The sequence below is a fragment of the Pedobacter sp. KBS0701 genome, assembly GCF_005938645.2.
Lineage (GTDB): Bacteria > Bacteroidota > Bacteroidia > Sphingobacteriales > Sphingobacteriaceae > Pedobacter.
Genome location: NZ_CP042171.1, coordinates 4,553,622 through 4,576,379, shown reverse-complemented (window position 1 = coordinate 4,576,379; position 22,758 = coordinate 4,553,622). Strand labels below are relative to the sequence as shown.

18 protein-coding genes are annotated in these 22,758 nt (G+C 37.0%); all 18 read left to right on the top strand.

Features of this window, described 5'->3' with window-relative positions:
* Nucleotides 1–27 precede the first annotated feature (27 nt).
* The 18 genes from FFJ24_RS18375 to FFJ24_RS18290 all read left to right on the top strand — a co-directional run bounded on the left by FFJ24_RS18375 (nt 28) and on the right by FFJ24_RS18290 (nt 22,757).
* The gene (locus tag FFJ24_RS18375; RefSeq protein ID WP_138818624.1) at nt 28–3,060 is read left to right on the top strand and encodes a TAT-variant-translocated molybdopterin oxidoreductase; all 3,033 of its coding nucleotides are present in this window, start codon (nt 28–30) and stop codon (nt 3,058–3,060) included.
* Nucleotides 3,061–3,086: 26 nt separating this feature from the next.
* On the top strand, nt 3,087–4,559 hold the full coding sequence (gene nrfD / locus FFJ24_RS18370) for an NrfD/PsrC family molybdoenzyme membrane anchor subunit (protein WP_138818622.1): 1,473 nt from the start codon (nt 3,087–3,089) through the stop codon (nt 4,557–4,559).
* A 2-nt stretch (nt 4,560–4,561) separates the two neighbouring features.
* Nucleotides 4,562–5,098: a DUF3341 domain-containing protein gene (locus FFJ24_RS18365; protein WP_090498415.1), complete on the top strand. Its 537-nt coding sequence runs from the start codon at nt 4,562–4,564 to the stop codon at nt 5,096–5,098.
* Nucleotides 5,070–5,675 (top strand): cytochrome c, encoded by a 606-nt coding sequence (locus FFJ24_RS18360; RefSeq protein WP_138818620.1) that lies wholly within the window; start codon nt 5,070–5,072, stop codon nt 5,673–5,675. Before FFJ24_RS18365 ends, FFJ24_RS18360 begins: the two co-directional genes overlap by 29 nt.
* Before the next feature lie 14 nt (nt 5,676–5,689).
* Nucleotides 5,690–6,943, top strand: a complete 1,254-nt coding sequence (locus FFJ24_RS18355) for a quinol:cytochrome C oxidoreductase (RefSeq protein WP_138818618.1) — start codon at nt 5,690–5,692, stop codon at nt 6,941–6,943.
* Between the two features lie 69 nt (nt 6,944–7,012).
* Nucleotides 7,013–8,245 (top strand): cytochrome c oxidase subunit II, encoded by a 1,233-nt coding sequence (locus FFJ24_RS18350; RefSeq protein WP_138818616.1) that lies wholly within the window; start codon nt 7,013–7,015, stop codon nt 8,243–8,245.
* Nucleotides 8,246–8,268: 23 nt separating this feature from the next.
* On the top strand, nt 8,269–10,149 hold the full coding sequence (locus FFJ24_RS18345) for a cbb3-type cytochrome c oxidase subunit I (protein WP_210419393.1): 1,881 nt from the start codon (nt 8,269–8,271) through the stop codon (nt 10,147–10,149).
* Nucleotides 10,150–10,231: 82 nt separating this feature from the next.
* The gene (locus FFJ24_RS18340; RefSeq protein WP_138818614.1) at nt 10,232–11,290 is read left to right on the top strand and encodes a heme A synthase; all 1,059 of its coding nucleotides are present in this window, start codon (nt 10,232–10,234) and stop codon (nt 11,288–11,290) included.
* Nucleotides 11,291–11,302: 12 nt separating this feature from the next.
* Nucleotides 11,303–12,211 (top strand): heme o synthase, encoded by a 909-nt coding sequence (gene cyoE / locus FFJ24_RS18335; RefSeq protein WP_138818612.1) that lies wholly within the window; start codon nt 11,303–11,305, stop codon nt 12,209–12,211.
* A gap of 15 nt (nt 12,212–12,226) precedes the next feature.
* On the top strand, nt 12,227–12,793 hold the full coding sequence (locus tag FFJ24_RS18330) for a cytochrome c oxidase subunit 3 (protein WP_138818610.1): 567 nt from the start codon (nt 12,227–12,229) through the stop codon (nt 12,791–12,793).
* Nucleotides 12,794–12,824: 31 nt separating this feature from the next.
* Complete coding sequence (locus FFJ24_RS18325; RefSeq protein ID WP_138818608.1) at nt 12,825–13,538, top strand: cytochrome c oxidase subunit 3; 714 nt, start codon at nt 12,825–12,827, stop codon at nt 13,536–13,538.
* Between the two features lie 25 nt (nt 13,539–13,563).
* Entirely contained in the window at nt 13,564–13,917 is a 354-nt protein-coding gene (locus FFJ24_RS18320; RefSeq protein WP_138818606.1) for a cytochrome C oxidase subunit IV family protein, read from the top strand.
* The gene (locus FFJ24_RS18315) at nt 13,917–14,612 is read left to right on the top strand and encodes a redoxin domain-containing protein (RefSeq protein ID WP_138818604.1); all 696 of its coding nucleotides are present in this window, start codon (nt 13,917–13,919) and stop codon (nt 14,610–14,612) included. The genes FFJ24_RS18320 and FFJ24_RS18315 overlap by 1 nt, the downstream gene beginning before the upstream one ends.
* Nucleotides 14,613–14,697: 85 nt before the next feature.
* On the top strand, nt 14,698–15,240 hold the full coding sequence (locus FFJ24_RS18310) for a DUF420 domain-containing protein (RefSeq protein ID WP_138818602.1): 543 nt from the start codon (nt 14,698–14,700) through the stop codon (nt 15,238–15,240).
* A 182-nt stretch (nt 15,241–15,422) separates the two neighbouring features.
* Entirely contained in the window at nt 15,423–16,022 is a 600-nt protein-coding gene (locus tag FFJ24_RS18305; RefSeq protein ID WP_138818600.1) for an RNA polymerase sigma-70 factor, read from the top strand.
* A gap of 62 nt (nt 16,023–16,084) precedes the next feature.
* Nucleotides 16,085–17,242: a FecR family protein gene (locus FFJ24_RS18300; protein ID WP_138818598.1), complete on the top strand. Its 1,158-nt coding sequence runs from the start codon at nt 16,085–16,087 to the stop codon at nt 17,240–17,242.
* A gap of 346 nt (nt 17,243–17,588) precedes the next feature.
* Nucleotides 17,589–21,155 carry a SusC/RagA family TonB-linked outer membrane protein gene (locus FFJ24_RS18295; protein ID WP_246862652.1) on the top strand — a complete coding sequence of 1,189 codons (3,567 nt, stop codon included), beginning with the start codon at nt 17,589–17,591 and terminating at the stop codon, nt 21,153–21,155.
* Between the two features lie 15 nt (nt 21,156–21,170).
* Entirely contained in the window at nt 21,171–22,757 is a 1,587-nt protein-coding gene (locus FFJ24_RS18290; protein ID WP_138818594.1) for a RagB/SusD family nutrient uptake outer membrane protein, read from the top strand.
* The last annotated feature ends 1 nt before the right edge of the window (nt 22,758 follow it).

Here is a 22,758-nt window from a genome sequence, read left to right as displayed (position 1 = left end):
ATTCGAATAAACAGTAATATAGCTTAAATGGAAAGCAACAAAAAATACTGGAAAGGCTTAGAGGAGTATAACAATACACCCGATTTTGTTAAGAATAACAAAAACGAATTCGCCGAGCCACTTCCAATAGAAGATGTTTTAAATGAAGCAGGGTTAAGTACCGTTACCCCACGCCGCGACTTTTTAAAGGCGTTGGGTTTTGGTTTAGGTGCAGTAACTTTAGCAGCATGTCAAACTGCCCCTGTTCATAAATCTATTCCTTACCTGGTAAAACCTGAAGAGGTTACTCCAGGTATTCCTAACTATTATACTTCGAGCTTTAATGGCCAGAGTATTTTAGTTAAAACCAGAGAGGGGCGCCCAATTAAAATTGAACCAAATCCAAATGCGGGTCAATTTAACTGTGGTACAGATGCGAGAGCGCAGGCTTCGGTTTTAGATTTATATGATGTATCTAAACTAAAAGCACCAGCTTTAGTAAAAGATGGAAAAGTTGAAGAAACTACTTGGGCAAAAATCGACAACTTTGTTAAAGGCGAGTTGGCAAAAGCACAGGCAGGCGGAAAGAAAATCCGCATTGTATCATCAACTGTAAACAGCCCGTCAACTAATGCTGTTATTGCACAGTTTATTGCAAAATATCCTGCTGCTAAATTGGTTCAGTACGATGCGGTTTCTTATACTGGTATTATCCAGGCCAACCAAAACAGTTTCGGTAAAGCAGTTTTACCTAAATACAATTTTGATAAGGCTGATTTAATTGTAAGTTTCAGTGCAGATTTCTTAGGTACCTGGATTAGCGGAGAAGAGTTTACTGCTCAATATACAGCTAACCGTAACTACAAATCGTTAGAAAATAAAAAAATGAGCCGCCACATTCAGTTCGAAAGTGGAATGAGTTTAACAGGTACCAATGCAGATACCCGTGTTCCGGTTAAATTATCGGAAGAAGGACCTGCTTTAATTGCTTTATATAATGCAATTACCGGCAGTGCTTTACCTGGTGGAACGTTGGGTAACAACACTACTGCCGATAAAGTAATTAAACTGGTAGCTAAAGAATTAGTCCAAGCTAAAGGTAAAGGACTTGTGGTTTGTGGTTCGAACGATGTTTCTACACAAATTTTAGTAAATGCCATTAACGCCGCTATTGGAAGTTATGGAACTACTATCGATTTAGATAACCCTTGTTATTTATATGCAGGTAACGATGCCGAATTTAATGGCTTAGTTGCTGAAATGAACCGTGGTGAAGTTGGTGCTGTTTTATTCTTAAATAGTAACCCTGTTTACGATGCTGCAAATGCAAAAGCATTTACTGATGCATTAGCTAAGGTTCCTGCTAAAATTTCATTCTCTGATCGTGCTGACGAAACTGCTACCGCTTGTGATGCTATTGCTATTAACCATAACTATTTAGAATCATGGGGTGATGCAAATGCTTACGAAGGATATTATTCAATCGTTCAGCCAACCATCAACCCTGTTTTCAACAGCCGCCAGGCTGAAGAGAGTTTATTAACCTGGGCTGATGCTCCTGTTAAAGACTACTATCAGTTTGTACGCAGCAACTGGGAAGCTAAAATGCTACCAGCTGTTGGTTTAAAATGGGAAGAGGTTTTAGAAAAAGGTGTAGTTACTTCAACAGCTAAAGCTGCTGGTGCTTATTCATTCACGCAATCTTTAGCACAAGTTGCTACTTCGATTGCAAACAACAGCAAAGCTTTAGATAAAGATGTTCAGTTACAGGTTTACGAAAACATCCCAATGCGTGATGGTAAAAATGCAAACAACGCATTCTTACAAGAATTACCTGATCCGGTTTCGAAAGTAACCTGGGATAACTTTGTTGCTCTCGCGCCAAAATTTGCTGAGAAATTAAAAGTTAAAGAATTTGATGTTGTAACGGTTAAAGGTAGCAACGGATATTCAGTAGATCTTCCGGTATTGATCCAGCCAGGACAAGCACAGGGAACTGCATCTATCGCATTAGGTTATGGCCGTACCAAAGTTGGTAAAGCTGGTAACGATGTGGGTAAAAATGCTTTTCCTTTTGTTTCTTTTGTAAATGGAACATTCCAATATGCTACTTCGGTAACCATTACGCCAACAGGCGGTTATTATGAATTGGCTCAAACACAAACTCACCACTCTTTCGAGGGCCGTGCAGTGATTAAAGAAGCTACTTTTAAGGAGTACTTAAAAAATCCTGGTGCTGGTAACGAAAAAGGCGAACATAAAGATTACGATCTTTGGGATCAATACGAAAAACCAGGTAATAACTGGGTTATGGCAATTGATTTGAATGCTTGTACAGGTTGTGGTTCTTGTATTGTTGCCTGTAACGTAGAAAATAACATTCCTGTTGTAGGCCGTGATGAGGTTCGCCGTCGTCGTGAAATGCACTGGATCCGTATCGACCGTTATTACAGCTACGAAACTGCAGCTGGTGATGTAACCAAAGAGAAAGAGATTGCTAAGTTAGAAGACTTAGATCACGTTTCTGTGGTTCACCAACCTATGTTGTGCCAACACTGTGATCACGCACCTTGCGAAACAGTTTGTCCGGTATTGGCAACTGTACACTCAAGTGATGGTTTAAATCACATGGCTTACAACCGTTGCGTAGGTACACGTTACTGTGCAAATAACTGTCCGTATAAAGTACGTCGTTTCAACTGGTTTAACTACTGGAACGATTCACGTTTCGATAACTATTTAAATAACGAGTTTACCCAATTGGTTTTAAACCCTGATGTAACTACACGTTCAAGAGGGGTAATGGAAAAATGCTCTATGTGTATTCAACGTATACAAGGTGGCAAATTACAAGCTAAACTGGAGAAACGTCCATTAAAAGATGGCGATATTAAAATGGCCTGTCAGGAAGCTTGTTCAGCAAATGCGATTGTATTTGGTGATGCAAACGATCCAAATTCAGAGGTTTCAAAAGCATTACGTTCTGAGCGTATCTACTACGTATTAGAAGAGATCAATGTGAAACCGGGTATCGGCTACATGACAAAAATTAGAAATACAGATACAACAGTACAAGCGTAAGCTTTAGTATAAAGAAAATACAAATTATGTCAGGACATAACGAATCAATACTTAGAGAACCATTAATTACCGGAGATAACATCACGTATGCAAAAATTACGGATGATATTTTAAGCCCGGTAGAAAACAAGCCGAACAAGGCCTGGTGGATTGGTTTCATCGTTGCCTCATTAGGTGCTTTACTTTGGGTAGTGGCAGTAAGCTACACTTTCTGGAACGGTATCGGTGCATGGGGCTTAAATAAAACAGTTGGTTGGGCTTGGGATATCACCGGTTTCGTATGGTGGGTAGGTATCGGTCACGCTGGAACACTAATTTCGGCTGTACTATTACTCTTCCGTCAGAACTGGCGTAACTCCATCAACCGTTCGGCAGAGGCGATGACCATTTTCGCCGTAATCTGTGCCGCAACGTATGTTGTATCACACATGGGCCGTCCTTGGTTAGCATATTGGGTTTTACCTTTACCAAACCAGTTCGGATCATTATGGGTAAACTTTAACTCACCATTGGTGTGGGATATGTTTGCCATCTCTACTTATTTCTCTGTATCATTATTATTCTGGTACACAGGTTTATTACCAGATATCGCTACCATCCGCGATCGTGCAGTTGGCACCCGTAGAAAAATCTATTCTATCTTCTCTTTTGGATGGAGTGGAAGTGTTAAAACCTGGCAACGTTTCGAAGCAGTTTCGTTAATCTTAGCTGGTATTTCTACACCACTTGTACTTTCGGTACACACCATTGTATCAATGGACTTTGCAACATCGGTAATTCCGGGATGGCATACCACCATCTTCCCGCCATACTTTGTGGCAGGGGCGATTTTCTCAGGCTTTGCGATGGTATTAACCTTATTATTGGTTGCACGTAAAGTATTGGGCTTGGAAAACTACATCACCATGTTCCACATTGAGTCGATGAATAAAATCATCATCTTAACCGGATCAATCGTAGGTGTGGCTTATTTAACTGAGTTCTTTATTGCCTGGTATTCAGGTTCAGAGTATGAACAGTATGCATTTATCAACAGATCTACAGGTCCTTACTGGTGGTCTTACTGGATGATGATGACTTGTAACGTAATCTCTCCTCAATTGTTATGGTTTAAAAAGATCCGTTTAAGCATTAAAGCTACCTGGATTTTATCAATCGTGGTAAACGTAGGTATGTGGTTCGAGCGTTTCGTAATTATCGTTACTTCATTACACCGCGATTATATTCCATCAAGTTGGGCAATGTTCTATCCAACCTGGGTTGATATCAGTGTATTCGTAGGTTCAATCGGTTTGTTCTTTACTTTATTCTTATTATTCTTAAGAGTATTGCCATCAATCGCTATAGCAGAGGTTAAATTATTATTAAAAACTGCAAGTGAGCAAGCTAAAATGAAACAGATTAAAGAAGGGCATGAGAATAAAGAATATGTAGCAGAGTACATAGAATCTTTAGAAAAATTTGATAGTGTTAAACAAGAAGATTACGCAAAAATATAACAATGAGTGATATCAAATATATTTTAGGCAGCTTTGGCGATCCTGACGAAATGATGCACGGCATCGAAAAGCTTCAGGAAAATAACATCAGCATTTATGATGTATATACACCGATGCCTATACACGGAATAGAAGCCAAATTAGGAATTAAAAGATCTAGAATCGATATCGCAGCATTTTGCTTTGGTATTACCGGTACTTGCTGTGCGTTCGCTTTGATTTATTTCTGCGCAGTAATCGATTGGAGAGTAAATATAGGTGGTAAACCATCATTTGCATTACCGGATTTTATTCCGATAATGTTCGAACTTACAGTATTATTCTGTGCTTTCGGTATGGTGTTAACTTATTATGCATCTACTCACTTATTTCCAGGAAGAGCACCTAGAGTGATGGATTTACGTGCTACTGATGATCGTTTTGTTATTGCAGTTGATGCAAAAGACAATGTAGAACATACTGTAATTGATGGATTATTAAAAGATGCAGGTGCTTTAGAAATAAAGTATAATGAAAGGAAGTACATTAGCTATGAATAAGAATAAATTTGTTTACACAGCGTTTTTAGCTATCGCTTTTGCAGCTACCTTTTCTGCTTGTAAAGATAAACGCAGTACTGGTTTAGAATACGCCAGAAACATGTATGATCCGATTGCTTACAATCCGGATCAACCGAACAAAAATTTTAAAGATGGTAAAACAGCTCAGTTGCCACCTGCGCATACTAAACCGGTAGGTTTTACAGAATATGATGAGTATCCTAATACAAAAGAAGGATATGAAGCAGCAGGTTTGAGTATGGTTAACCCTTTACCGGTAGATACAGTTAATTTGGCTCAGGGTAAACACTTATTTACCGTTTTCTGTAGCCCTTGCCATGGCGAAAAAGGGGATGGACAAGGACACCTGGTTAAAATTGAGAAATTTAGCGGTGTACCTGCTTATCAAACAGGTTCATCATCTAGAGGTGGTAACATGGTTGATCTTACCGCAGGTAAAATTTACCACACCATTACGTACGGTGTAAATAACATGGGCTCGCATGCTTCGCAAATCTCACCAACAGATCGTTGGAAAGTGGTGATGTATGTTCAACAATTACAAAAAGGACAATAGTAAAGCAAATATAAATGGGAACTCACAATATTAATTTTAGTGAACAGTTTGAGTTTACAGGTAAAGTAAAAACATTAAGTATAGTTGGTATCGCTTTAGGTGTGGCTGCTATTGCTTTTGGTTTCTTAAGTGGCCTTCAAGAGCGTACTTTTGCCAACCTGTTGCTTATGGGATATTACTTCGCATGCGTTTGTATGTCGGGAATGTTTTTCTTAGCTGTTCAATTTGTTGCTCAGGCAGGTTGGTCTGCATCAATTTTACGTGTACCACAGGCAATGGCCAAAACATTGCCAATTGCTGCAGTTATACTTATTGCTATCGTATCTGCAGGTTTATTTATGGAGCATACAATTGTAGAACATGGACAAAGTGTTAGTGTACCTTATCTTTATAAACATTGGGCAACTCAGGGCCTGGCAGAAAAAGGTTCGGAACATTATGATGCGATTATTGCCGGTAAATCTGTATTTTTAAATAAGCCTTTCTTTTTAGGTCGTCAATTATTGTTTTTAGGTGTTTACAGTATTTTTGCAATGATGTTTGTTAAGTTTTCATATAATGAAGATTTAACTGGGGGGTTAAATTCTTACAGAAAGAGCTTTAAAAATGCTTGTATCTTCCTGGTAATTTACGGTTTTACAACACCAATTTTTGCTTTCGATACCATCATGTCATTAGAAGCACACTGGTTCTCAACCATGTTTGGTTGGTATAACTTTGCAGCAATGTGGGTAAGCAGTTTAGCAACTATCGCCATTATCATTATTTTATTAAGAAGAGCAGGTTACATGCAGTGGGTTAACAATAGCCACTTGCACAACTTAGGTCAGTTTATTTTTGGTTTCTCTATTTTCTGGACTTATGTATGGTTTGCTCAATTCTTATTGATCTACTATGCAAACATGCCTGAAGAGACTGTATATTTCTACAAACGTTTTGAATATTATAAATTCTGGTTTTTCTTAAACCTAGCCATGAATTTCTTAGCGCCGGTATTATTATTAATGGATAGAGATAACAAAAGGACCGATGCAAAATTATTATTTGTTTCTATCATCGTATTATTAGGTCACTGGGTAGATTACTACCAAATGATTATGCCAGGAGCCGTAGAAGAAGGACATAATGGTTTTGGAATTGTAGAAATTGGTACTGCAATAGGTTTCGTAGGATTGTTTACCTTTACGGTTTTAACATCATTAAGCAAAAAGCCGTTAATTGCAAAAAATCATCCATTATTACAAGAAAGTTTGCATCATCAACTATAGTGGTGATAAGATAAAGCAAATATTTAATTATTATTATAATTAGCAGTACAGCGTACTACTTTTAAGAAAATGAGTTTAAGAAAGTTTATAACGAATAAAACGACCGCAGCTTTAGCAGTATTGATTACTGCTTTTGCAAACACTAGCGTATTTGCGCAAGATGCAGCAGCAGGTGCTGCCGCGGCACCGAAGGTTGATATGGGCGAGGTTTATAAATCGGTAATATTTTATATTCTGGTTTTCCTTGCTGTATGCTTATTCATTGCCATTATTGGTAAAGCAATAAAAGTGTATGAGTTAAGCCGCGAAGCACAAGGTAAGCCTGTTGGTATTAACTGGAACAGGGTACACGCAAGTTTATTTGCACTGTTTTTAGTGATCGGTTTATATGGTGTATATTGGGAATATACAGTGCATGGATCAATGTTACTTCCTGATGCAGCATCTGAGCACGGAAAGAAAATTGATAAGATGTTTAATTTAACATTAATCATCACTACTATTGTATTTGTAGTTACACACATTTTATTATTCGGATTTTCTTATATCTATAAATACTCTGCTAAAAGAAAAGCTTACTACTATCCACACAATAATACGATCGAAAAAATCTGGACAATCGTTCCTGCTTTAGTATTGACCGTTTTGGTATTGATGGGTTTCTTAACCTGGAGATCTATTTTCTTTAAAGTTGAAGATCCAAACAATAAGCCATTGCAAATAGAGGTTACTTCTGAGCAGTTTAAATGGTCTATCCGTTATCCTGGTGCTGATGGAATTGTTGGTAATAAGAATTACAAGTTAACTACAGCTACCAACACATTGGGTATCGATTTTAAAGATATCAACTCTCGTGATGATGAAATGGCAGATGAGATGGTGCTTCCTGTGGGCAAACCAGTTAAACTTATTTTGACCAGTAAAGACGTAATTCACAGTTTTTATATGCCGCACTTCAGAGTACAGTTAAATACCGTACCAGGTATGAGAACGATATTTGAGTTTACGCCTACAAAGACTACTGCAGAAATGCAGCAAGAGACTAACGATCCTAACTTTAACTACCTTTTCTTATGTGCTAAAATTTGTGGTGCCGGTCACTACAATATGCAAAAAGTGGTACGCGTAGTTTCTGAGGCCGAGTATAAAACTTGGATTGCAGAGCAGAAAACATACTTAAACGACGATTTAAGAAAACAATTTAATTTGCCAGTGGCACCTGCAGCTGTAAAATCAGTAGCAGATTCAGCAGCTAAAGATTCAGCAGCTGTGAAAACTAACCAAATGGCTTTAAATAAATAATATTAAGCAGGAGCGAAAGAATTATGTCAACAATAGCATTACACGACGAACACAATCACGATCACGCTGATCATGGGCATCATAAAGAGACTTTGATTTCAAAGTACATCTTTAGTATGGATCATAAAATGATTGCCAAGCAATTTTTGATTACCGGTATTATTATGGCGGTAATTGCAATGGGCTTATCAATTTTATTCCGTATTCAATTGGCATGGCCAGATCAAAACTTTCCATTCTTAGAAACATTTTTAGGTAAATGGGCAGAAGGTGGCCGTATCAAACCCGATTTTTACCTCGCTTTGGTTACCATTCACGGTACCATCATGGTATTCTTTGTACTAACTGCTGGTTTAAGTGGTACATTTAGTAATTTACTTATTCCACTTCAGATAGGGGCAAGAGATATGGCTTCGCCATTCTTAAACATGCTTTCATACTGGTTCTTCTTTACTGCTTGTGTGGTAATGATGTCATCATTCTTTATACAGACGGGCCCTGCATCGGGTGGTTGGACAGTTTATCCGCCACTATCTGTTGTTGCCAAGGCAATGCCAGGTTCAGGAATGGGTATGACTTTATGGTTAATCAGTATGGTCCTTTTCGTAGCATCATCTTTAATGGGTGGTATCAACTACGTCAGTACAATTTTAAACATGCGTACTAAAGGTATGGACCTTTGGAAAATGCCATTAACCATTTGGGCTTTCTTTTTGACCGCTATTTTAGGTATCTTATCCTTCCCTGTTCTTGTAGCTGGGGTAGTGTTAATGGTATTCGACCGTAGCTTCGGTACAAGTTTCTACCTATCAGATATCGTAATGGGTACTGATATTTTACCAAATGAAGGTGGTTCTCCAATTTTATGGCAACACTTATTCTGGTTCTTAGGTCACCCTGAGGTATACATTGTAATTATGCCAGCTTTGGGTATCTCGTCTGAGGTTATCTCTGTAAACTCACGTAAACCGATCTTCGGTTACCATGCAATGGTTTACTCTTTAATTGGTATTACCGTATTGTCATTCATCGTTTGGGGTCACCACATGTTTGTAACCGGTATGAATCCATTGTTAGGTGGTGTATTTATGATTACCACGTTAATCATCGCGGTACCATCAGCAGTAAAAACATTCAACTATTTAGCTACATTATGGCGTGGTAATATCCGTTTCACTCCGGCAATGTTATTTGCTATTGGTTTAGTTTCATTTTTTATCTCTGGTGGTTTAACCGGTATCTTCTTAGGAAATGCATCTTTAGATATTAACTTACACGATACTTACTTTGTTGTTGCCCACTTCCATCTGGTAATGGGATCTGCAGCAATCTTTGGTATGCTTGCAGGTGTGTATCATTGGTTCCCTAAAATGTTCGGTAGAATGATGAATGCTAAATTAGGTTACTTACACTTCTGGTTAACTTTCATTGCAGCTTACCTGGTATTCTTCCCACTTCACTTCTTAGGTTTAGATGGTGTACCTCGTCGTTACTATGCATTTACCGAGTTCGAATTCATGAAAAAATGGTTAACCGTTAACGTATTTGTAACATGGGCAGCTATTATGGCAGCACTTGCGCAGGTAGCTTTCTTGTTTAACTTCTTTTATTCAATCTTTAAAGGAAAAGTATCTCCTCAAAATCCATGGGAATCTAATACTTTAGAATGGACTGCACCTGTTGAACATTTACACGGTAACTGGCCAGGAGAAATCCCAACAGTTTACAGATGGCCATACGATTACAGCAAACCAGGACATGATGCAGATTTTATTCCTCAAACCGTTCCTTTCTCTCAAACCATGAGCTCTAACTTGCCTCACGATTTTGAAGGAAATGAGGAAGCAGAAAAAATCCAGCAAGATTGGGAGCTAGCCAATCCTGTAACAGAAAACAAGGGCTAGTTTAAGCTTAAAACAAAATTTTAAAAGGGGTATCTGATTAAGTTTCTGCTTATCCGGATACCCTTTTCATCTTAATAGATATATGGTCAGCAGATCAGAGCAGCGTTTCATTAGAATTAATCTTATAACCATCATAGTTACGCTATTGGTTATACTTGCCGGTGGTATTGTGCGCAGTACCGGATCGGGCATGGGTTGTCCGGATTGGCCTAAATGCTTCGATCGTTATATTCCACCAACCGATGTATCACAGCTTCCTGCTAACTATAAAGAAAAATATGTTGCAGGCAGATTGAAAAAGAATGAAAAATTTGCCAAATATCTGGAAAGCATGGGTAAAGTTGCCTTAGCTGATAGTATCAGGCACGATCAGAGCATTACTATACCCGAAGAGTTTAATCCGGCTAAAACCTGGACGGAGTACTTAAACCGCTTGGCTGGGGTAGCAGCAGGAATATTCCTGTTTTTGACGGCTGTTTATTCTTTTACTTACCGTAAAACAGCAAAACGGATTATTTTGCTGAGTATCCTCAACATTTTTGTAGTAGGGTATCAGGCCTGGTTAGGTTCCATAGTGGTATCAACCAATCTGGCACAATGGGTAGTAACGGTACACATGCTTTTGGCACTGGTTATTTTAGCGATATCGATCTATACCTACAATTATGCGAAACAGCTAAATAAAGCACCTTCGGTAATTATGTACAGGATATTATGGCTGAAAGGGTTTTTGTTCTTTACACTAGTAGTTAGTATTATCCAGATCGTTTTGGGTACTGATGTGAGGGAAGCTGTTGATGTAATTGCAAAGTCTTTAGCCTATAGTGGAAAAGCATTATGGATATCCAAGGTAGGAAGTGTTTTTTCTTATCACCGCGATTTGGCTATATTGGTAATCATCACCAATGGTGTGGTTTATAAAATGGTTATTGATCGTTTTAGTGGCAAAGCTGCTCCATTGTTAACAGCAAGGTTTATTTTAATTACGCTTTTAGTTCAGTTATTAAGTGGTTTAGCTTTAGCATATATTGCTTTTCCACCTGCAGCGCAGGCATTACATATTCTGTTCTCTACGCTGTTGTTTAGTTTACAGTTTTACCTGTACTTATTGGTTTACAGAACAAGTACATATAAACAATAATATTTAAGAAAATTGAAGCAATATCTTTCAGATTTTTCTAAGCTTATCAAATTCCGGCTATCGTTTACGGTAGTATTTTCGGCATCAATCTCCTTTTTGATCGGGCAGAAAATGCAGGTAGGTAGAGGCCATATTCCCAGCATTGATTGGGGAAATTGGTTAATCTTGGTTGCAGGTGGTTTTTTAGTAACTGCGGCTGCAAACTGTTTTAACGAAATTATAGAGAAAGATTTGGATAAGTTAATGTCAAGAACCAAAGACCGTCCGATGCCTGCAGGTAGGATGACAACCGGGCAGGGATTGATTTTGGGTGTTTTTATGGCTTTTTTAGGTACCTGGTTATTGGGTAAGTTAAACCTTGAAACAGGTTTACTTTCTGTGTTTTCAATACTGTTATATGCTTTTGCTTACACACCGCTAAAAAGGAAATCACCGATTGCTGTTTTTGTAGGTGCTATTCCAGGAGCTTTACCACCGCTTATTGGTTATCTTGCTGCATTTGGTAGTTTAAAAGCCGAAATGTTCCACGAAATTGATTATTATATTGCAGGAATCTTATTTTTAATCCAGTTTGTATGGCAGTTTCCTCATTTTTGGGCGATTGCATGGGTTTTGGATGATGATTACAAAAAAGCTGGTTTTAGGTTATTACCTACCAAAAAAAGAGATAAAACATCAGCGCTGCTTACCTTTTTAAGTACGCTGATTTTAATACCTGTTAGTTTATTGCCAACCATTTACGGATTTGGCGGTTATTACATTGCAGGTTTATCTTTAATAGCGGGAATTATTTTTAGCTGGCTGGCTTTTAAACTTTTAATGAGCAGAGAATTGGCCGATGCCAGGAAAGTAATGTTTTGTTCGTTTTTTTACATCCCGGCTGTACAGCTGGGCTTATTATTAAATTTTATAGCAAAATAATTTATGGTGCTAACAATGGAAAAGATGCAGGATACGTTTGACCCAAAACCAAGAAAATTTATTGTTTGGTTATTTGTCGTATCGTCAACAATTATGTTTGGAGGCTTTACCAGTTATTATCTGGTATTCGCCGCCTCAAAAGGAAAGGGACACGGTTTAGTGTTGCCCGATGCCTTTATTTACTCTAGTTTGGTTATTATTGCGAGCAGCATCACTTTAGTGTTGGCTTCGAGGGCTTTAAAAAAACTTAATTTTAGCTTACAGCGCATTATGCTCTGGATTACCGTAATACTGGCTATTGCCTTTGGTGTAATGCAGTTTAACGCTTGGGGGAGTATGGTGAGAACCGGAGCTACTTTGGTAGGAAATAACGCCGCAATATCATTTATATATGTGGTATCTGGTATGCACCTTTTACACATTATTGCTGGTGTAGGCCTTATTATTAATGCTTTAGCTGGTAGCTACAAAAGCCTGCCAGTTGCGAAAGTCCAATACAGGATGGAAATTGCTTCTATTTTTTGGCATTTTATAGATATATTATGGATATATCTGTATGTTTTTTTACTTTTGAACCGTTAAATTTGTTAACAAACTATTATACTATTTCCAAATGAATGCAGTATCACAATTAGATCAAGTTAAAACCGGACCATGGAATGGTGGTCGTTCTCCGTGGTCGGTAGAATATGGTAAAATCATGATGTGGTTTTTCCTATTATCAGATGCTTTTACCTTTTCATCTTTATTGATCTACTACGGCGCTCAGCGTTTTTCTAAATTAACATGGCCAGCTCCAGATAAAGTTTTTCAATCAATTCCAGGTATCGCCGAACACGGTGCACCATTGGTTTTCGTTGGTATCATGACTTTTATCTTAATTATGAGTTCGGTAACCATGGTTTTAGCGGTAGAGGCAGGTCACAGACGTGCTAAAAAAGAAGTTATCGGCTGGATGATTGCAACCATTATTGGTGGTTTTATGTTTTTAGGCTGTCAGGCAATTGAGTGGACTCACTTACACCATGATGGTTTCTGGTGGGGACACATTCCTTCTGCTGAGGAGTTAAAGCACTTTTTCCTTAAACCTGAAGATGTTTCCTTAATAGCCGCGCAACAATTTGCAAACTTATTTTTCACCATCACCGGTTTTCACGGTTTCCACGTATTTAGCGGTGTTATAATTAACATCATTATATTAATCATGACGATAAACGGAACTTTCGAAAGAAGAGGCCACTATTTAATGGTTGAAAAAGTTGGTTTATACTGGCACTTCGTAGATTTAGTTTGGGTGTTCGTATTTACATTCTTCTATTTGGTTTAATTTATCATATTATAAAAATATTTCTATGTCAGAGCACACACATACAACAGAAGAACACGTACACGATGACCACGCAGGTTTATCGAAGGGTAAAATCTGGAAGGTTTTTGGAATCCTTTTATTAATTACGGTAATTGAATTTATCATTGCACTGGTGTTAATTCCTAAAGGATATATGACCCAGCACATTGGTAACTATGTTTATATCGTTTTAACACTATTAAAAGCATTTTATATTGTAGCTTATTTCATGCACTTAAAGTATGAGAAACTGGGCTTGCAGTTAGCCTTAACAGTATCGTTCATTTTCATTATTTACTTTATTGTTTTAATGCTGATAGAAGGTGGGTTTTTAAACATCCACATGATGAACCATTAATGAAAAGAAACCCTATAAAAAAGGTAATAATCCTGGTAAGCATTTTAGCTATACCGGGATTTTTGTTTTTTTACTTATTGCCACACTTTGCAAAGAACAGGTATAAGAGTTTGCCCATCTTTGGTGAAAAGGTTGTTGCCACAACTTTCCATAGTGTAAAGGGCAAGAAGATACCCGATACCATTTACCACCAGGTTCCAGATTTTAAACTGATCAATCAACATCAAGATACCGTTAGCTGGAAATCGTTAGAGAACAAAATTGTGGTGCTTAACCTGTTTTATTCAGGTGCAGGTAGTCAACAGGCAAATAAATATATCAAACAACTATCTGATGGCTATGAACAAAAGCCCCTGGTTAAATTTTTAAGCCTATCTGTTGATCCTGGTGATACGGTTCAGATCAAAGATTTTGCAGCTCATTTTAAAGCAAAAGAAGGTAAATGGGACTTTTTAGCTGGCGATACTGCACAAACCTATCCGCTTATCAGAAAAGGCTTGCTGCTTGATATAGTAGCAAACGATGCCAATGGAAAGCGCAGTTTCATATTTAGCAATAAAATAGTGCTTGTTGATAATTTACACCGCATAAGAGGTATTTATGATGCCGACGATGCAGGAGCGAACGCTAAGTTGGAAGATGAGATAAAAGTACTTATTGCGGAGTATTTAAGGAATATTAAAGATGGTAGGTAGTTTAGTCTGCAGTCTTTAGTCAAAAGTCCAAAGTCTCTTGTCCGGGTTTGAAGCAAAATAATAATTATAAAAAGATTTAATATTCATGGAAAATAGTCCGATTGAGAAAAAGTATAATAAGTGGATCATAATTCTTTCTATCCTTATACCTGTAGCTGTAGCCTTTTTATTTGTGGTAAAGCTAAAAGATTTAGGCATTGATGCACCAACCCTGCCTTTTTTACCACCAATATACGCTACCATAAATGGGATTACAGCCACACTATTGGTAATTGCGGTTTGGGCAATAAAAAACGGAAAGATACAATTGCACCAAAATTTAATGAAAACAGCAATAGGCTGCTCTTTATTGTTTTTGGTGATGTACATCGCATACCATATGACTACGCCCTCTACTAAGTTTGGAGGGGATGGAGTAATAAAATATGCTTATTTCTTTATTTTATTAACACATATCTTATTGTCAATTGCAATTATTCCCTTGGTTTTGGTTACTTATGTGAGAGCTTTGGCCGAGCGTTTTGATCGTCACAGAAAAATTGCACGGATAACATTTCCATTATGGCTATATGTTGCTATAACTGGTGTGGTGGTCTATTTGATGATTTCGCCATATTATCAGTACTAAAGATGTATTAATGATAAAAAATTTGAAAAACCTTACTCAGAAATGTAAGGTTTTTTTGATTATAGGAATTTTGCCTACAGAAGATATTTGCTTTAACCCATTTTTTTTTTCACTTTTATGTATATTATATCACACAAAAGGATTCATAAAATTTGTATGTAAATATACCAATTGACTAATTTATGGCGCTAGGAAGGATAGAAGATGAACGTAGGCTTATAGAAAAAATCGTAGAGGGAGATGAGCAGGCCTTTTCTGTTTTATTCTTCAAATATCTTCCAGTACTCCACATTTTTGCTGCTAAGTTCACCAAGTCGGATGATGCTGCCGAAGAAATTATTCAAGATGCATTTTTAAGAGTCTGGCTAAATCGCGATAAATTGGCTGAAGTAGATAATGTGAAAGCCTATCTATATAAATATGTTTCTAACGAATGTTTAAGTTACCTGCGTAAAAAATTAAAAGAAGATAGAGTTGTTGATGCATTTACTGCCAAACAACAAAATAGCCATAATAACACTGTAGAAACTATTAATTTAAATGAGGTAACAAAAATTATTGCTATTGCGGTAGATAAATTACCTGATCAGCGGAAAAATATATACCAATTAAGTAGACGCGATGGTAAAACTATTCCTGAAATAGCAGAAATACTTAATATTTCTCCAAATACGGTTAAAAATGCCCTTGTAATTGCCTTAAAATCGATACGTATACACCTCGATCAACACGGTATTGTATTCTTTTTACCAATTGTTTTTTTCTTTTTGAAAATAAAATAGAAAAAAATTAATATCCCGGTAGTCCTGATTTTGTTTTGCTGCTTCTTAGTATCAGAATCTCTATGGAACGTATACATTATCTGTTGCAACAATTTACAGCTAAGACCTTAAGTCAGTCCGAAAAGGAAGAACTTTTAGTATTGGCCGAAAACAGCACATCACTGCTTTCTGAAGAAATCGTGAAAATGATTACCGAAGAAGAAGCGCATGCTGTTAATGTTGTGGATGAAAAATGGAATCCTGTTCTCCATAAAATTCTGGCGGTAGACAAGCCAACCCGATCGCCTAAACGAATTTTAATGAATAGTTTAAAGTGGGCTGCCGCTGCTGCTGTTTTTATTGCATTTTCTTTAACTGCCTACCTTTCTCAACAGAAAAAGAAAGAGCACGTTTTTGCTACTGATGTAGCGCCCGGAAAAAATAAAGCTATTCTTACTCTGGCTGATGGAAGGAAAATTTCACTTTCAGATGCTATGAAAGGCGATATAGCCAAAGAAGCTGGTTTTTCTATCACTAAAACTGCCGATGGCCAGTTGGTGTATAATGTTGCCGGATCTGAAAATGTAAATGATACCAGATTAAATACCATTTCAACCCCAAATGGCGGCGAGTGGCAAATCCAGTTACCTGATGGTTCTACGGTTTGGCTAAATGCAGCATCTTCAGTTCAATACTCATTAAACATTGGAACTGCAAAACAGCGTGTAGTTAAGTTAGACGGTGAAGCTTATTTTGAAGTCGCTAAAAATGCATCACATCCTTTTATTGTAGAAACAGATAAACAAGCTGTTGAGGTATTGGGTACGCACTTTAACATTAACAGCTATAAAGATGAAAAGGTAACTAAAACCACTTTGTTGGAAGGAAGTGTGCGTGTTACTCATAAAAATACCAATGAGAGCGAAGTACTTAAACCCGGAGAACAATCACTGGTATCTGTTTCCGGTATTGCCATAAAAGAAGTAGATGTTGATGAAGCAATAGCCTGGAAAAAGGGCTATTTTATGTTTAATAATGAAAGGCAGGAAAGCATTTTACGTAAAGTTGCCCGTTGGTACAATGTAGAAATAGAATATGCTGATCCTGCTGCAAAAGATGTAATGTACTACGGAACAGTAAGCCGTTTCGAAAAAATATCAAAAATGCTGACAAAGTTTGAAAAAACCGGGGAAGTATATTTTGATATTAAGGGCAATAAATTAATTGTTCATAAAGAATAAATGATAACAGATGAAGGCATAACTAACCTTTATCTCTAAAAATAAACAACTAATTAATCAACCTTTAACCTAACAAATCATGAATAAACTTCGACAACACTCCTAACTATTCAGTGCTGAATTAATAAAAAAGGAGTGCCTGAAACACCCCTTTTATATCTGTTTAGCCACTCCGTAAAACGGAATCGATTAAAAAATCAATTATTTCTTGGATAACAGCGAAACGCTTTTTGGCGTCCAAACTTCATTGCGCTTCGCAAAAAAAAAAACAGACTAATAAATGTACAAAATTTATACTGGAATTTTATGTACGCATCGACGCTACATACCTAAATTGCTATTAATTATGAAGTTAGTTACGGTCATATTGCTTGCCTCTTTAATGCAGGTAAGTGCAGCTTCATTTGGCCAGCTGGTTACATTGAAAGAAAAGAATGTAACATTAGAAAAAATGTTCAGAGAAATCAGGCAGCAATCTGGTTATGATGTATTATTATCTACCAATAAGATAAAAAGCACGACCACAATTAATGCCAATTTCAGCAATGCTACTATTGAAGAGGTGGTAGAAAAAATTATCTCTGGTAAAGACTTAACTTATACAATTGAAGACAAAACTGTTTTAATTACACCTGTACCAAAATCACTCTTCGATAGAGTTGTAGATTATTTTGCTGCTGTAAAAGTAACCGGTAAGGTAAGAGATAAAAATGGCAATGAACTACCGGGTGTAAGTGTAAAAGAGAAAGGTGCAACTAATGGCGTCTCAACAAATTCGGCCGGCGAGTATACAATTACTGTAAACGACCGGGCAACTTTGGTTTTTAGCTACATTGGTTACCAAACCATTGAAGTTGCAATAAACGGCAGAACAAATATCAATGTTACTTTAGAGGAAGATGCAGCGCAGTTAAATGAAGTAGTAGTAACCGGTATGGGAACTACAGTAGATAAAAGAACCTTTACAGGAGCTACTTCAAATTTAAAAGTAAGTGATGCTGAAATAGGTGGTTTGCCAGATCCCAGTAGGATGTTAGATGGTAGGGTAGCAGGTGTTGTCGTTCAAAATACTACGGGTACATTTGGTACAGCGCCTAAAATTAGGGTGCGTGGAGCAACCTCTATTTATGGTAGTTCTAAACCACTTTGGGTTGTAGATGGTGTGATTTTAGAAGATGTAGCTGACGTAAGTTCTGACGCTTTATCATCTGGTGATGCCTTAACGCTAATCAGTTCAGCTGTTGGTGGTTTAAACTCAAATGACATTGAGTCTTTCCAGATTTTAAAAGATGGTGCGGCGACTTCAATTTATGGAGCTAAAGGAATGGGTGGGGTTATCGTAATTACCACCAAAAGAGGTAAAAACGGTGTAAGTTCTTTTAATTATGTATCAGAATTTACAACCAGAGCAACGCCTTCCTATAATAATTTTAACATTATGAACTCTCAGGAACAAATGGGTGTTTACCAAATGTTAGAGCAAAGGGGCTGGTTAAATAATTCTAGTGTATCAAATGCTTCAAATAGTGGTGTTTATGGAAAAATGTATCAACTGATCAATTCTGGTCAACTCTTAAACACACAGGAAGCTAAAAATGCTTATTTGAGAGAGGCAGAATATAGAAATACAGATTGGTTTAAAGAATTGTTCAGCACTAATATCGCACAAAATCACTCTATTAGTATTAGTTCAGGAAGTGAAAAAGCGCAATATTATTCTTCTTTAAGTGCAATTTCTGATCCTGGATGGTCTAAACAAAGTAAGTTTAAAAGATACACCGCTAATTTTAATGCTAATTATAATTTACGTGATAACCTGAAATTGACGCTGCTTTCAAACGGATCTTACCGTGACCAAAGAGCACCAGGTACTTTAGGCCAATCTACAGATGTAGTTTTTGGTACAGTAGGACGTGATTTTGATATTAATCCTTTTTCTTATGCATTAAATTCATCAAGAACATTAGATCCAAATGAGACTTATACCAGAAATTATGCCCCATTTAATATTCTAAAAGAAATGGAAAATAATTATATGGATGTAAATGTAGCAGATGTTAAATTCCAGGGTGAGATCAACTGGAAAGCCTTAAAAACATTAAACTTTGGTTTTCTTGCCTCAACCAGGTATCAACAAACATCGCAACAGCATTACATCAAAGATGAATCTAATCAGGCAATGGCATACCGAGCTATGGGAACAACCATAATCAGGGATGCTAATCCTTATTTATATACAGATCCAAGCATATTATATGCTGTGCCAGTTTCAATTCTGCCATCAGGTGGTATATATAACCGTACCGACTACAAAATGACGAGTAATGATTTCCGCTTTATTACTCAATATAACGAGACTTTTGCAGAAAAACATACTATTGATATTGTTGCTGGATCAACACTGAGCTCTATTAATAGGAACAATAACTGGAATAGGGGTTGGGGTTTACAGTACGGCTTGGGTGAAATTCCTTTTACTGATTACCGTATTTTTAAAAGAGGTGCAGAAGAAAATTCAAACTACTTTTCTGTAGAAAATACCCGAAGCAGAGAGGTTGCATTTTTTGGTGAGGGTGCTTATACTTATGATAACAGATATACCATAAAAGCAACAGGAAGGTATGAAGGATCTAACCGGTTAGGTAAAGCCACTTCTGCAAGATGGATGCCAACATGGAGTGTGTCTGGTTTATGGAATGTAACAGAGGAAAAGTTTTTTCAAGATCTAAACACTCCGTTTTCTAGCTTATCTTTCAAAGGCTCTTATGGGTTATCAGCCAATAGAGGACCAAATTACGTAACTAACTCACAGGCTATTTATGGTAGCTATAATCCATGGCGACCAGCAACCGGGGACAGAGAGACCGGATTGGAACTTAGAACTTTAGAGAATTCTGGACTAACCTATGAGAAAAAACATGAGGTAAACTTAGGAACAAGTTTTGGGTTATTTAAAAACAGACTAGCTGTAGATGTAGATTGGTACAAAAGAAATAATTTTGATTTAATCGGCATTGTAAATACACAGGGCTTAGGTGGCGAAATTACCAAATATGGTAATGTTGCCGAGATGAAGTCGAGTGGGCTTGAAGTAAGTATTGCTGGTACAGTCCTTAAAAAAGGAGATTTCTCATGGAATTCTAGTCTAATTTATACTCATACTACTAATAAGATTACAAAATCGGAAAATAACGCAAGGGTAATAGATCTGATTACTGGAAAAGGTTATGGTCTTCCTGACTATGCTGCACGATCATTATTTTCAATTCCTTTCGTTAAATTACAGAATGACGGTTTACCTGTATTTATTAATAATGATGGATCAGAAACAGTATCTGGGGTATATCTTCAAAATAGAGATGATGTTAGCTTCCTTAAATATGAAGGAACTTTAGAGCCAACAGATTTAGGAAGTTTTGGAAACATTTTTGCGTACAAAGCATTTAAACTAAATGTTTTTGTTACTTATTCATTTGGTAACGTGGTACGTTTAGATCCGGCCTTTAAAACAGGTTATACAGATTTAGATGCAAACACAAGAGAGTTTTTCGATGCCTGGACAGTTCCCGGTGATGAACTTAAAACCAATATTCCTGTAATATTGGATACCAGGTATATCAGAAACGATGCTGACTATCGTATTGCCTACAATTCTTATAATTATTCTAGTGCAAATATTGCAAAAGGTGATTTCGTGAGATTAAAAGATATTTCTTTATCTTATGATTTTGCTAAAGAAAAGCTTGCTAAAATAGGACTAGCTTCTGCAGGACTACGTTTAAATGCTACAAATTTATGGTTTATTTATGCTGATAAAAAGCTAAATGGGCAAGATCCTGAATTTGTAAATTCTGGTGGGGTAGCCTTACCATTACCAAAACAATACACCTTAACTTTAAGAGTTGGATTTTAATTAATGAAATTTAAGATGAAAAATAAATTTTTATTTATAGCCATTGGTGCGATTACTATCTTAAGTATTTCTTCGTGTAAGAAATTCTTGGATGAATTGCCAGATAATAGAGCAGAACTAAACAATACCGATAAAATCGCTAAAATGTTGGTTTCCGCCTACCCTCAGAGTACTTATGTAATGGCAACAGAACTTTCTTCAGATAACGTTGACGATTACGGAGATTCAAATCCTTATAGTGATAGATATACAACTCAGTTATTTAACTGGCAGGATGTTACCGAAACTACTAATGATGGAATAGATGTATTATGGAGTTCTTGTTACAGCGCCATTGCGAGTGCCAATGCTGCACTTGCTGCAATTGAAGCACAAGGTAATCCAGCTTCTCTTTCTGCGCAAAGAGGTGAAGCACTGGTTGCCAGAGCCTATGGCCATTTTATATTAGTAAATGTTTTTGCTCAACATTATTCTCCAACAAAATCGACTACTGATTTGGGCGTAACTTATATGACAAAGCCGGAGACTACACTAAATCCTAAGTATCAGAGAAATACCGTTGCTGAAGTGTATGACTTTATGATTAAAGATTTAGAAGAAGGTGTGCCGTTGATTAATGACGCATCTTATGCCAACGCTAATGTTGCAAAATACCATTTCAACAAATCGGCTGCAAATGCTTTCGCTGCAAGGTTATTCCTTTACAGAGGAAAAGATGATGAAGATTGGAAAAAAGCAGTAAGTTATGCTACTGCATCTTTCAACAATGCCCCATCAGCTTATTTAAGAGATTGGGCTTATATTTCTACTTTTAGTGCAACTTTTGCGAATATAACCAGAGAATATAATGGTAGTGGTATTAAAGCCAATTTTTTAATTAACACACCCGCCTCTTCTATTGGACTGAATTTTGGAAACTATTATACTGGAAGTAGATATTCACATGGTGCATACATAGCTGATAAAGAAAGTATTAGGTCTGCAACTCCACATGGAATTACAAATGCTGGATATAGAATAAGAACATATGGCTATTCGGGAGCAAACTTAGATAAGGTATTGTTGCCGCATGCATCCTATCAATTTGAGTATACAGATCCTGTTGCTGGAATTGGTTATTCGCACGGTGTTTTTACATCATTTACTGCAGAAGAAGCAATACTTACTCGGGCTGAAGCAAATATTCATTTAAAAAACTACGCATTGGCAATTGCAGATATGCAGCTTTTCGTAAACAATACTTACAACACGAATCCTGTTTTAACCGAGGCTTCAATTAATGCCTGGGCAAATGGAAGAGAATATTCTACACCTGCCGCATCTACTGCCAAAAAGAAATTCAATGCAGAGTTTCCTATTGAAGCCGGTACACAGGAAAATATGCTTCATGCGGTATTATTTTATAGAAGAGTCGAAACTTTACACACCGGTTTACGCTGGTTTGATGTAAAGCGTTTTGGAATTGAAATTACCAGACGTACAATAGTTTCTAATGCAGTTGGAACTATAAGCACAAACACCCTTAGCGTTAGAGATAATAGAAGAGCAATACAATTGCCACAAGATGTAATAAATTCTGGTTTAACCCCAAATCCAAGATAGA